This is a genomic window from Ruegeria arenilitoris, from assembly GCF_013032855.1.
Lineage (GTDB): Bacteria > Pseudomonadota > Alphaproteobacteria > Rhodobacterales > Rhodobacteraceae > Ruegeria > Ruegeria arenilitoris.
This window is the reverse complement of sequence record NZ_WQDA01000005.1, coordinates 321,657-334,143: the sequence shown is the minus strand read 5'-3', so window position 1 is coordinate 334,143 and position 12,487 is coordinate 321,657. Positions and strand designations below refer to the sequence as shown.

Annotated in this window: 14 protein-coding genes; 8 read left to right on the top strand and 6 right to left on the bottom strand. The window is 60.8% G+C overall.

Annotation, left to right across the window (positions count from 1 at the left end):
- Positions 1-68: 68 nt before the first annotated feature.
- The gene (locus GOW72_RS17220) at positions 69-491 is read left to right on the top strand and encodes a tellurite resistance TerB family protein (protein WP_093963405.1); all 423 of its coding nucleotides are present in this window, start codon (positions 69-71) and stop codon (positions 489-491) included.
- A gap of 6 nt (positions 492-497) precedes the next feature.
- Here the strand turns inward: GOW72_RS17220 and dacB are convergent, their stop codons facing one another.
- The 3 genes from dacB to GOW72_RS17205 form a co-directional block, all read right to left on the bottom strand.
- Complete coding sequence (gene dacB, locus GOW72_RS17215; RefSeq protein WP_170367699.1) at positions 498-1,976, bottom strand: D-alanyl-D-alanine carboxypeptidase/D-alanyl-D-alanine endopeptidase; 1,479 nt, start codon at positions 1,974-1,976, stop codon at positions 498-500.
- Positions 1,977-2,060: 84 nt separating this feature from the next.
- Entirely contained in the window at positions 2,061-2,663 is a 603-nt protein-coding gene (locus GOW72_RS17210) for a nicotinate-nucleotide adenylyltransferase (protein ID WP_425328551.1), read from the bottom strand.
- Between the two features lie 32 nt (positions 2,664-2,695).
- Positions 2,696-3,166 (bottom strand): MOSC domain-containing protein, encoded by a 471-nt coding sequence (locus GOW72_RS17205; protein WP_170367697.1) that lies wholly within the window; start codon positions 3,164-3,166, stop codon positions 2,696-2,698.
- A gap of 136 nt (positions 3,167-3,302) precedes the next feature.
- Here GOW72_RS17205 and ettA point away from each other — a divergent pair, with 136 nt between their 5' ends.
- From ettA to GOW72_RS17185, 4 genes are all read left to right on the top strand, one after another.
- A complete protein-coding gene (ettA, locus tag GOW72_RS17200) occupies positions 3,303-4,970 on the top strand; it encodes an energy-dependent translational throttle protein EttA (RefSeq protein ID WP_170343264.1) in 1,668 nt (555 codons plus the stop codon).
- Positions 4,971-4,997: 27 nt separating this feature from the next.
- Positions 4,998-5,420 carry a hypothetical protein gene (locus GOW72_RS17195; RefSeq protein ID WP_170367695.1) on the top strand — a complete coding sequence of 141 codons (423 nt, stop codon included), beginning with the start codon at positions 4,998-5,000 and terminating at the stop codon, positions 5,418-5,420.
- A gap of 421 nt (positions 5,421-5,841) precedes the next feature.
- Positions 5,842-6,048, top strand: a complete 207-nt coding sequence (locus tag GOW72_RS17190) for a cold-shock protein (RefSeq protein WP_093963409.1) — start codon at positions 5,842-5,844, stop codon at positions 6,046-6,048.
- 190 nt (positions 6,049-6,238) lie between these two features.
- Positions 6,239-6,799 carry a L,D-transpeptidase gene (locus GOW72_RS17185; protein ID WP_170343266.1) on the top strand — a complete coding sequence of 187 codons (561 nt, stop codon included), beginning with the start codon at positions 6,239-6,241 and terminating at the stop codon, positions 6,797-6,799.
- Positions 6,800-6,807: 8 nt separating this feature from the next.
- Here the strand turns inward: GOW72_RS17185 and GOW72_RS17180 are convergent, their stop codons facing one another.
- Positions 6,808-7,422: an SOS response-associated peptidase family protein gene (locus GOW72_RS17180; protein ID WP_170367693.1), complete on the bottom strand. Its 615-nt coding sequence runs from the start codon at positions 7,420-7,422 to the stop codon at positions 6,808-6,810.
- Positions 7,423-7,425: 3 nt separating this feature from the next.
- A complete protein-coding gene (locus tag GOW72_RS17175; protein WP_244952463.1) occupies positions 7,426-8,067 on the bottom strand; it encodes an arylesterase in 642 nt (213 codons plus the stop codon).
- A gap of 49 nt (positions 8,068-8,116) precedes the next feature.
- Between GOW72_RS17175 and GOW72_RS17170 the strand changes: the two genes are divergently transcribed.
- The gene (locus tag GOW72_RS17170) at positions 8,117-8,812 is read left to right on the top strand and encodes an ABC transporter ATP-binding protein (protein ID WP_170367689.1); all 696 of its coding nucleotides are present in this window, start codon (positions 8,117-8,119) and stop codon (positions 8,810-8,812) included.
- The gene (locus tag GOW72_RS17165; protein ID WP_170367687.1) at positions 8,809-11,334 is read left to right on the top strand and encodes an ABC transporter permease; all 2,526 of its coding nucleotides are present in this window, start codon (positions 8,809-8,811) and stop codon (positions 11,332-11,334) included. The genes GOW72_RS17170 and GOW72_RS17165 overlap by 4 nt, the downstream gene beginning before the upstream one ends.
- 2 nt (positions 11,335-11,336) lie before the next feature.
- On the opposite strand, the gene GOW72_RS17160 is transcribed toward GOW72_RS17165, so the two are convergent.
- Positions 11,337-11,783 carry an RrF2 family transcriptional regulator gene (locus GOW72_RS17160; protein ID WP_093963764.1) on the bottom strand — a complete coding sequence of 149 codons (447 nt, stop codon included), beginning with the start codon at positions 11,781-11,783 and terminating at the stop codon, positions 11,337-11,339.
- Between the two features lie 97 nt (positions 11,784-11,880).
- On the opposite strand from GOW72_RS17160, the gene GOW72_RS17155 reads away from it, so the two are divergent.
- Positions 11,881-12,450: a gamma-glutamylcyclotransferase family protein gene (locus GOW72_RS17155; RefSeq protein ID WP_170367685.1), complete on the top strand. Its 570-nt coding sequence runs from the start codon at positions 11,881-11,883 to the stop codon at positions 12,448-12,450.
- The last annotated feature ends 37 nt before the right edge of the window (positions 12,451-12,487 follow it).

Genomic DNA, 12,487 nt, shown 5'->3' with positions numbered 1-12,487 from the left:
AACAAGATATTGAACCCTTTGCCACACCTCAATAACGTGCGGCACGATACCAATCGCAGGACGTTCCCATGACCCAACCCGTTTCCCACCCGATGTCGCCGCAGGATTGCCTTGTGGCGATCATGGTGGCCGTCTCAGCCTCGGACGAGAACATCCGCACCGTCGAACTGGTCAAGATCGAGACAGCCGTGAATATGCTGCCTGTGTTTGCCGACTACGATATCGACCGTATGCGCCGGGTTTCGCAGATCGTGTTTGATCTGTTCGAGCAGGAAGATGGTCTGGACGCACTGTTTGGTCTGATCCGGGACAACCTGCCTGAGCGGTTGAACGAAACGGCCTATGCTCTGGCCTGCGATGTCGCCGCCGCCGACGGCTCGCTGGCCGAAACCGAACTGCGGCTGCTGGAAGAGATCCGGTATGAGTTGGAGATCGATCGGCTGCACGCCGCAGCGATCGAGCGCGGCGCACGGGCGCGTCACACCGTCTGATCGGTTTCAGCTGCCATAAAGCGCGCCCCAGCGTTCGATGAGGGCCTGCTGCAGTTTGCGAGACCTGCGATTCCAGCTGCGCGCGCCTTCAGGGCGTTCGCGGCTTTCACGCGCGATGGTCGCCCGATGCGGAAGATCGGCAGTGAATATCGCAAAGGCCAACTCGGATCCTTCGGCGGTGGTCAGATACCCGCCCAAGCCAGATACAAAGTTCAGGGTTCCGGTCTTGGCGTCGACCTTGATCGGGTGCCCTTGGATCCGCTGGCCTTTGGCGTCGGTCAGGGTAAACGGCTTCAACAGATGTCGCAGCGTTTCATGTTGCTGAGCGGCCACCAGAACTTTGACCAGGCCAGACGGCACCATTCGCGAAGCATCGCCCAATCCGGAATGATCCACCATAGCAATACCGGACGCGCCATAGGTCTGAGCCGACCAGCGATTCATCTCATCCGCGGACTCTGCCAGTGTTTGCGGCCGCCTACCCCGCGCGACGGTCGCAGCCAGCCCCACCATCTCGGCCGTGAGGTTGGTCGAATATTTCAGCATCCCTTTCACTATGCTGGTCAGTTCATCGCTCTGATGCGTGACCAGAACGGTGCCGCTGGGGGCCTCGCGTGTGACTTGAACCCGCCCCAGGACGATGCCGTTCACCCGGGCCAGAGTGCGGAACACATCCCCGGCATACAAACCCGGTTTGCGCACGGGCAACCACCTGGCGCCGCCGCTGCCCAGCGCGCCCTTGGCAACTGTCCAGCGGTCCTGCCGCGCGCTGGGTTGATAGCTGTAGACCGGAAGGTTGCGATTTTCGATCCGCATCGCGGCCATGTCCACCGACGGCGTATAACTGGCACTGCGTGCGTCCATGGTCACGTCATAGCTGGACCCTTGGCGTTTCCACTCGAAATGCACGCGGTTGAAGTTCAGGGAAATTCCACTGATCGCAGGGCTATAGCCCACATGATCAGGCTGACCGGGGTCTATGCTGAATACAAAGGGCAATGCGCCGCTGTACACTTTGAACGCCCCCCGAACCTCGGTCAGTCCGGCCTTGCGCAGGTTGGCGGCCATCATGGCCAGAGCATCGGTATCCAATACCGGATCGGCGCCTCCGACCAGTATCAGATCACCCTTGAGGATCCCGTTTTCAATCGGACCATCTGCGATCAGCTTTGTTTCGAACCGATGGTCCGGCCCCAGAACGTCCAGCGCGTAAAGCGCGGTCAGGGCTTTGGCGACGCTGGCCGGCGGCAAGCCGCGGGCCCCGCCGAATTCCTCCAGTTGCGCGCCGGTTTTTACGTCGGCCACAGCGAAGACCACTTCGCCGTTCAATCGCGCCGCCTGAATGATGCGTTCGGCACCGCTCAACTCGGCGCCACGGGCAACAGGCCGCAATGAGACCGTTGGCGCCCCGGCAAGGCCCGCGGTGGGGATCAGAAGCGAACCGGCGCCGGCCAGAAAGAAACGTCTCGAAATACGATCAGTCATGGGTCAAATAAAATCCCAGAGATCACAGGCAAACAACCATGCACCTGAATTATGTGCCCATCGGGGCTGTTCAGGCAACACCTGTCAGGTCCAGCCGCCTTTGGAGCGTATCTGAGTCGAGCTGACATCGACCATCGGCACGTTCACGAAACACCAGGCCGGTGCATCGGCCCGACCCAAAAGATGCCGCGCCGTTCCGTCAATCCGGTATTTGCCATAGACACGCGCCGCCGGTGACATGCGGGCCGAAATCCGATCTCCGGGGCGCGCCACCACGCCCACAGGAACGGTGTCCATGATCAACCGCCAGTCCTTCCATTTGTGAAACTGGGCCAGGTTGTCAGCCCCCATCAGCCAAACGAACCGAACCTGCGGATAGAGCCGCCGCAAGGCAGCAAGTGTGTCAGCCGTGGCGCGGGTGCCGGTCAGATCCTCAATGTCAGTCACCTCAACCTTGGGATGCTGCATGATGGACCGTGCGGCCTCAACTCGCTGATCGATCGGAGCCGGGCCGCGAGCCTTCAGCGGGTTCCCCGGCGACACCAACCACCAGACCCGATCCAATCCAAAAGCCTTCATCGCCTCCAGTGTAACGTGCACATGCCCCTGATGCGGTGGATCGAACGATCCCCCGAACAGCCCCACGACCTGACCGGGCCGCGCATATGGTATCGCGCTTCGCAACATCCCCTGCTGTAGTCCAGAACTCGCCGGCCTTGTCAATCAACAGGTTGCACAGCATCGCCCAAACCGACCGCCCCCGATCGCACCACTTCGGCACACCAGCCGCCATGCCCACGCACGGCAGAGTACCCCCCGTTGCCCAACGCCTCTTCCATCCTGCTGCAAGGCGCGCAGATAACCGTGATCCGCAAGATGGCGGTGCCGACCTGAACCTCGCGCCCTTTGAGAGCGCCCAGATTGATGCCGGAAACCACCAGATTGCGCCGCAGCACGTCCGGTGCGACCGGACCTTGCCCCAAATAGCTGCCGATCGCGGCAAGATGCTCGTGCTGAACCAGGGTCACCGCACGCTTCCCCGAGCGACTGCGATCGCCCTCAACCCCATCTTCCCGGATCATGGCCTGACCCAGTGCGATCATATCCAATCGTCGCCCCGGTCTGACGCCGATCCATTCGATCCGCCCGGCCTTGGCCCAACCTGATACCAATTGCGCAAGTTCCGGCATTCCCAGCATCCTTCCCAGTCCGGTCAGGCCGGCGCATAAGGCCAGCCAGAAATTCGCCAAAGCACCAGCTTGCCCCGCCCGTCCCGCTTGGCTATCAAGCGGGTCAACCTGAATTCCCCGACCCAGAGGACGCGACATGGCCGCCTATCAATATGTCTACCACATGCAGGGTGTCTCAAAGACCTATCCCGGTGGCAAGAAGTGCTTTGAAAACATTCACCTGAGCTTTCTGCCCGGCGTAAAGATCGGTGTCGTCGGCGTGAACGGCGCCGGTAAGTCGACCCTGATGAAGATCATGGCCGGCCTCGATACCGATTTCACCGGCGAGGCGTGGGCCGCCGAGGGCGCAAAGGTCGGCTATCTGCCACAGGAACCTCAGTTGGACGAATCCCTGACCGTCCGTGAAAACGTCATGCTGGGCGTGGCCGAGAAAAAGGCCAAGGTCGACCGCTTCAACGAAATCGCGATGGAGATCGCCGAGAACTACTCGGACGAGTTGATGGAAGAGATGACCGCCCTGCAGGACGCGATCGACGCGGAAAACCTGTGGGACCTCGACAGCCAGATCGACGTGTCGATGGAAGCGCTGCGCTGCCCGCCGGACGATGCTAACATCGCCAACCTCTCGGGCGGTGAGAAACGCCGCGTGGCGCTCTGCAAGCTGCTGCTGGAAGCGCCTGACATGCTGCTCTTGGACGAACCGACCAACCACCTGGACGCCGAGACCATCGCCTGGCTGCAACAGCACCTGATCGACTACAAGGGCACCATCCTGATCGTCACCCACGACCGCTACTTCCTGGATGACATCACCGGCTGGATCCTCGAGTTGGACCGCGGACGTGGCATCCCGTACGAGGGCAACTATTCCTCGTGGCTGGAGCAGAAGGCCAAGCGGCTTGAGCAGGAAGCCCGCGAGGACAAATCCAAGCAGAAGACCCTGCAACGCGAATTGGAATGGATGCGTCAGGGTCAAAAGGCCCGTCAGGCCAAATCCAAGGCCCGTATCAACGCCTACAACGAGCTGGCGGAACAGTCTGAGCGCGAGAAGCTGACCCGCGCCCAGATCGTCATCCCCAACGGCCCGCGCCTGGGCAGCAAGGTGATCGAGGTCAACGGGCTGGCCAAGCATATGGGCGACAAGCAACTGATCGAGAACCTGTCCTTCAGCCTGCCGCCGGGCGGCATCGTCGGTGTGATCGGCCCCAACGGCGCCGGTAAATCGACCCTGTTCAAAATGCTCACCGGCCAAGAAAAGCCCGATGCCGGCACCATCGAATACGGCGACACGGTGCAACTGTCCTATGTCGATCAGTCGCGCGACGACCTCAACGACAACGACACCGTGTGGGAGGCGATCACCGGCGGCGCCGAGATCATCCAACTGGGTGACGCGCAGGTAAATTCCCGCGCCTATTGCTCGTCCTTCAACTTCAAGGGCGGCGACCAGCAGAAAAAGGTCTCGCTGCTGTCAGGAGGTGAGCGCAACCGCGTCCACATGGCCCGCCTGCTGAAAGAGGGCGGAAACGTCCTGCTGCTGGACGAACCGACCAACGACCTGGACGTAGAAACCCTGCGCGCGCTGGAAGACGCGCTGGTCGATTTCGCCGGCTGCGCCGTGGTCATCTCGCACGACCGTTTCTTCCTCGACCGGATCTGTACGCACATCCTGGCCTTTGAAGGTGATGCGCATGTCGAATGGTTCGAGGGCAACTTCGAAGACTACGAAGAAGACAAGAAGCGCCGCCTGGGACCGGACGCGTTGGAGCCCAAGCGGTTGAAGCATAAGAAGTTTGCGCGATAACACTCCTGACACATCTCCGGATGGATAGTGTGGGCAGAGATCAGCCCATACTATCAACGGGATGATGGACAGTTGGAAAACGGTATGGCGGAAGCGCTACCGTTGCTTGGTTTCTCTATGATCGCAAGCACTTCGGTGTGGTTGTCTTCGCTGATCTTGGCGTCTGTGTTTCCATTCTTCAACTTCAAGAAAGAGTATACCGAGTATCTATTGAGGGTAAGCGGCGCACCGCCCACCCGTCTTCGTCTGCTTCTGACGGTTTACGGGGCTAACAGCTATTTCTCTAAGTTAGATTGGGGGCACGATTCACCTGCACCGGGTGCACTCAAAACCACTCCAAATCGCAACCTTTTTCGCATGCTTCTCCTGGCACTTGCGACCTTGATTTTTACCGTGTTCCTGTGGATCGCTGCATTCGCGATGTTCAACATCATCTCGGCACGAATCTAGAAAACGACATCCCGGCATCTGGCTGATTGCTTGTGCCGATACGGGCTCTCGGGCGTCCGAATGCCATTGACTGGAGTCGACTATCAGACAGGTGACCGATCCAATTTTTTTGGCCGATCCGCTAATGGATTCGTGTCCGTTCTGCCCGGATGGGACGCGATAATCTGACACCGAAAAGTCCGTAGCGGATTCGAATTCAGTTCGGCGGATTTATGTTCAAAACGCCCGCTGGCCCCTGAAAGCACAACACATTCTGCCCAACTGACCCTTGCCATATGGCCCTCTCAGTGCCATATGCAAAGAGCTTACGTTATTCTACTTCGACCTACTGTCTCCGTTTTCGGCGTTCAGTCTATCGATCCAGACAACGACGCCGGGCTGCCGCAATTCCGTGGGCAGCACTAATACAGGAGATACGGATATGCCCGCAGGCACCGTAAAATGGTTCAACACCACCAAAGGTTTCGGCTTCATCGCACCCGAAGAGGGCGGCAAAGACGTGTTCGTGCACATTTCGTCCGTCGAGCGTTCGGGCCTGACCGGCCTGGCCGACAACCAGAAAGTCACCTATGAACTGCGCGCTGGTCGCGACGGTCGCGAAAGCGCCGACAACATCGAACTGGCCTAAATCAGGTCTCTGGGGGCGACGGATGGCCGTCGCCCCCATTTTTTTGCGCGGTTTCCGATCGCGCTTTCCAGCCCAAGTGGGGCAGGAAAACCACATCACTTTCCGGTGAAACTCGCGCGGGAATTGACCGGATCGGCTATTCTGAACAGACTGCTACCCTGTTTTCTTTGTTGATTAGCCGAGTATTGCCATGTTCTCACGCCGCAATTTTCTGATCTCCGCTGCCGCTATCAGCGCCGTGCCTGGCATGGCCCACGCGAAAAAGAAGCCGGTCGAATACGACCCGACCCCGCAAATCGTTCGGATCAAGAAGCAGTTTTTGCCCGGGCAATTGTTGGTCGCGCCACGTTCGTTCTACCTGTATTTCGTGACCGAGCCCCGCAAAGCCATCCGTTATGGCTGTGGCGTCGGCAAGGCCGGGCTGGAATTTACCGGCACTGCAACGATCGACGTGAAAAAGGAATGGCCCACCTGGCGCCCGACCGAAGAGATGATCGAGCGGGACCCCGTTGCCTATGCCAAATTCAAGGACAATGACTATGTCCAGCCCGGTGGAGGAGACAACCCGCTGGGCGCCCGTGCCTTGTATCTGTTTCAGAACGGCGTCGACACGTATTTCCGCATCCATGGAACGACCCAGCCGCAGACCATCGGACGAGCCGTGTCGAACGGGTGCATCAGAATGCTGAATGAGCACGTGATCGACCTGTACAACCGCGTCCCGATCGGAACGGTCGTCACCGTCGTCTAAGGCAGCGGTCAAGGCCCCGACCAATCCACCCCTTCGGCTTTTTCAATCTTCAGTCGTCCGTTTGGCCACGGGACGCAAAGGCTTGAAGCTTGCCTGTCCGATCCGGTCAGCCAGGTCCGGACGTCTTCGGGCCGCAACAGGACACCCATGCGGTGGTGGATCGGCCGCAGATCATCGTTTGGCTCGCAGGTCACTGCGGCGAACTGATCGACATGCTGACCACCGGGCGCAATCCATCTGTCCGTAACTGCGGCAAACAACAAGGGGGTTCCGTCGGCGGATTCAATCCGCCACGCGGTTTTGCGGCGCTTTTCGCCAGTCCACTCGTACCAGCCATCAACCGGAACAACCGCGCGACCGACACCTTCGAAAGCAGATTTGTCAAAAACCGTTTCCGACCGCGCATTAATGATCGTTTCCATGACCGGTCGCCCCCGGGCATTGACGCGCCCTACGGGGATCATGCCCCACCGCATGGGCCCGGCGCCTTCAGCAGTCAGAACGATCACTTCCTGACCGGGTTGTATGTTCTGGCGCGGCTGTTCATCCGGCCAAGTAGCTTCTCGACCCAGGAATTCGGAAATCTTGGAAAACGGCCGCGTCAGAAAGAACCGCCCGGGCACGGTTTACTGCCGCTGTTTTGCGGCGGCGATCAGATCAAGGACAGCAGGTCCAAGATCATCCACGATCAGCGCAACGCCGCGCGCATTGGGGTGGATCCCGTCTGGTTGCATGTAGGTCTGCACGGCTCCGGGGTCGCCATCCGCCTGCAACCCGGAAAAAAAGCTGGGGGCATAGAGCGTGCCGAACTGGGTGGCCAGATCCGGATACATCGCGTCAAACGCCTGTTTGTAGTCCGCGCCATAATTGCCCGGGGCCTGCATGCCGATCAGCAGAACCGGAACCTTGGCCGTTTGCGCCTCGGTCAGAATTTTTTCCAGATTCGACTTCGAGACCGCCGGATCGATCCCACGAAGAACGTCGTTTCCGCCCAGCGCCACGATCATCCCGTCCACCTCTGGTGTCAGGGTCCAGCCCACACGCGCCGCACCGCCGGCCGTTGTGTCCCCGGAAACACCGGCGTTGATTATCTTCACCTCGACGCCTTGCGCATCCAGCCACCGGTTCAGTTGAGGGACGAACCCATCCTTCTCAACAAGGCCGTAGCCTTGAGTCAGCGAGTCTCCGAGAGCGGCCAGGACCACCGGCTCGGCTGTGGCAGCAATGCCGCAGAGCGACAACAGCCCCGCCGCCAGAGCCTTGCGCAAATTCCTGACCGCTCCATATCCCAAATGACTGCCCCTTTCGGAAAGACTTATGACTGAACCCGTTCTGACACTCCAAAATGCCGCTTTGTCGCTGGATGGCAATGCCGGACCCGTTGAAATCTTGCGGGACATCAATCTGACCGTCAAAGAGGGAGAGACGCTGGGCCTCGTCGGCCCATCCGGTTCGGGCAAATCCTCGCTGTTGATGCTGATGGGTGGGCTGGAGCAGACGACCGCGGGTCGCATCACCGCACTGGGGCAGGACCTGACCTTGATGAGTGAGGACGCGCTTGCCCGCTTTCGTCGTGATGCGATGGGCGTCGTTTTCCAGAATTTCCATCTGATCCCAACGATGACGGCGCTTGAAAACGTGGCCACCCCGCTGGAACTGGCCGGTCACCGCGATGCCTTCGATCGGGCCGAGGCCGAATTGGCGGCGGTGGGGCTTTCGCATCGGCGTGATCACTACCCGGCGCAACTGTCGGGCGGCGAACAACAGCGGGTCGCGCTGGCCCGCGCTTCGGCCCCGCGGCCTCGGATCCTGTTGGCGGACGAACCGACCGGCAATCTGGATGAGGCGAATGGCGCGGCCATCGTTGATTTGCTGTTCGGCCTGCGTGACCGGCACGGGGCAACGCTGGTTCTGGTCACACACAGCCACTCGCTGGCCCGCAGTTGCGACCGGATCGTCCGATTGCGCGACGGCCGCATCACCGAAGAGGCCAGCCAAGAGGCAGCGGAATGAGCTTGCGCCTGGCGACGCGCCTGGCCCGACGTGAACTCAGGGGCGGCTTACGCGGCTTTCGGGTTTTTCTGGCCTGTCTGACCCTGGGGGTTGCCGCCATTGCTGCGGTTGGATCGGTGCAGCAAGCAATCATGACTGGCCTTGCACAGGAGGGGGCAGCCTTGCTGGGCGGCGATGCCCAGATCGAGCTGACCTACCGCTTCGCAAACGAAGCAGAAACCGCATGGATGGAGCAGAACGCCGATCGCGTGTCCGAAGTCGTCGATTTCCGCTCGATGGCCGTGACCCGCAGCGACGCACCGCAACGCGGACTTACTCAGGTCAAGGCCATCGATGACGCCTATCCTCTGATCGGCACCGTCCAACTGGACCCCGAAATCTCGCTGTCCGAGGCGTTGGACGGAAATGCCACTCTTCCCGGGGCAGTGATGGACCCGGTTCTGATCGAGCGTCTGGGGCTGGACATCGGCGACAGTCTTGCACTGGGCACGCAGGACTTTGTGCTGTCCGCCGCCCTGATATCCGAACCCGACGCGGCCGGAGATGGGTTCACCTTGGGCCCGCGCACATTGGTTCGCACAGCCGATCTGAAAGACTCGGGCCTATTGCAGCCCGGCACGCTGTTTTCGACTAAATACCGTATGGACCTGCCGGTCGGAGCCGACCTCACAGAAGTCTCGGAACAGGCAGAGAGCGTTCTGCAGGGTTCGGGGCTGCGCTGGACCGATGCGCGCAACGGCGCACCCGGAATTGCCGAATTCGTTTCGCGCCTCGGCGCGTTCCTGGTGCTGGTGGGTCTCTCCGGTCTGGCTGTGGGCGGCATCGGCGTGTCCGCGGCCGTACGCGCCTATCTCGCCCGAAAGACCGAAACCATCGCCACATTGCGCACCCTCGGCGCTGACCGCGCCACGATCTTTCAGACCTATCTGATCCAGATCGGCGTCCTTTCGGTTGTCGGGATCGCCGCTGGTGTAGCCCTTGGCGGGCTGGCCCCGATTCTCCTCGCACCCCTGATTGAAAGCCGGCTTCCCGTACCGGCCGTTTTCTCTGTCTATCCGCAACCGCTGTTCGAGGCGGCATTGTATGGCCTGCTGACCGCCTTGCTTTTCACCCTGTGGCCCCTTGCCCGGGCGGAGGACGTCCGGGCAGCGACCCTGTTCCGCGATGCGCTGAGCAGTGCCCGCAGGTTGCCCCGCGCCGCTTACCTGTTGGCGACGGGCCTTGCCCTGGCGACACTGATCGCCACCGCCGCTTGGTTCAGCGGATCCCCCTGGCTGACCCTCTGGACCGGAGGTGGATTTGTCGGCGCATTGGTGCTGTTGGCGCTGTCGGCCCAAGGCATCCGCTATGTGGCAAAAAGGGCCGCCACACGCGCCCGTGGCCGCCCGGCGTTGCGTTGGGCACTTGCCGCAATTTCCGACCCCCGTGAAGGTGCCGCATCGGTGGTCCTGTCTCTGGGATTGGGCCTGTCGGTTCTGGCTGCGGTCGGACAGATCGACGGCACTCTGCGCAATGCGATATCCGGGAACCTGCCGGACGTGGCGCCGTCGTACTTTTTCGTGGACATTCAAAAAGACCAGATGCCCGGCTTCAGCAGCCGGCTTGAAAACGACCCCGGTGTCACACGTGTAGAAAGCGCACCAATGCTGCGCGGAATCATCTCGCAGATCAACGGCCAGCCAGCACATCAGGTTGCGGGCGATCATTGGGTTCTGGAAGGCGATCGCGGCGTGACCTATTCGGACAACGCGCCACAAAACGCCCGCATCACCGCCGGGGAATGGTGGCCAGAGGACTATTCAGGCCCGCCTCAGATCAGCTTCGCCGCGGAAGAGGCCGAGGAAATGGGTCTCAAGCTTGGTGACGAACTGACTGTGAACATTCTCGGGCGTGATATCACCGCGACCATAACATCGCTGCGCGAGGTGGATTTCTCGAACGCGGGCATGGGATTCATCATGTCGATGAATCCGTCCGCACTGGCCGGCGCGCCTCATAGTTTCATTGCAACGGTTTACGCCGAGGAAGAGGCCGAGGCAGCTATCCTTCAAGACCTGGCGACCCAGTTCCCCAACATCACCGCGATCCGGGTTCGGGACGCGATCGACCGTGTCTCGGGCCTGCTTGCCGGTTTGGCCTCGGCCACCTCCTACGGCGCAGGTGTCTCTTTGCTGACCGGTTTTCTGGTCCTGATCGGCGCGGCGGCCGCGGGAGAGCCCGCACGTCGCTACGAGGCCGCAATCCTCAAGACGATCGGCGCAGATCGCCGACGGATACTTCTCAGCTTTGGCTTGCGCTCGGCGCTTTTGGGTGCGGCTGCGGGCTGCGTGGCGCTGCTGGCCGGCATCCTTGGAGGCTGGGCTGTAGCGACATTCATTTTCGATACCAGCTTTGCGGTGATATGGCCTTCGGCATTGGGTATCGTCGCTGCCGGGCTGGCCGTCACGCTGCTGGCGGGGCTGTTCTTCGCCCTTCGCCCCCTATCCGTCAGCCCGGCCCGCGTCTTGCGGGCCAGCGATTGAATTCAACGCGCGCAGGTAACGGGTTGCAGAATTTTCAACAGCGGATCGTTGTCACAAACCAAAGCATCCAACGATATTTCATCCAGCGACGCAAAGAAGACCTCGGCCGCGTCCTGCAGCGCCAGACGCAGGCGGCAGGCATCGGTCAACGGACAGGTGTTGTCGGCATCCGCAAAACACTCGGCGATCGGCAAACTGCCCTCGACATGGCGAAAGACGGATCCGATCCGGATCTGGTCCGCCGGCCGCCCCAGAGTCATTCCACCGTTGCGACCGCGCTGCGTGCTCAGATACCCCAGCTGACCCAGCTGGTTGATGACTTGCGCCAGATGGTTTTCCGAGATGTTGCAGACATCCGCAATCTCGGATTTCGTCACGAGCCGATCCGGATGTGCAGCGCAATACATCAACAGCCGCACGGCGATATTTGTTCGTTTGGTGATCCGCATCAGATCCTCCCCCCGAATTTCAAGATGCAGCCTTATTGCACAGACCGCAAAAAAACGGTTTGACATACATCAATCGTTAAGAAGGACAGCACGCGACATGGCAGAGCCCTATTTCTTTGGCTATGGCAGCCTCGTAAACCTTGCCACGCATGACTTTCCCGACCCGCGCCCGGCGCGACTCAAGGGCTGGCGCCGGGCGTGGCGGCATACCGATCTGCGCCCGGTCGCCTTCTTGACCGCGGTGCCGGATCCCGCCTGCGAGATCGACGGCATGATCGCACATGTCCCCCAAAACGACTGGGCGGCACTGGATGAACGGGAGTGGGCCTATGATCGGATCCGCGCCACCCACGCCATAACTCATCCTCTGAAGAAAGAGGTCGAGATTGCGGTCTATGCGGTTCCGGAACAGCACCGCAAGGACCCGACGCACAGCCACCCGGTTTTGCTCAGCTATATAGACGTTGTGGTGCAGGGGTATTTGCGCGCATTCGGCTTGCCGGGTGTCGAGCGTTTCTTCGCCACGACCGACGGGTGGGACGCGCCGATCCTGAATGACCGGAACGCGCCGCGTTATCCGCGCCACCAACAGCTTCACCCCGACGAAACAGCCTTGGTCGATGAGCACCTGTCCCGGGTCTCGGCCCGGATCGTTCAAACCGCGTGAAGAAGGCGGGCGCCTGCAGCACCCGCCTCTGGTTCTT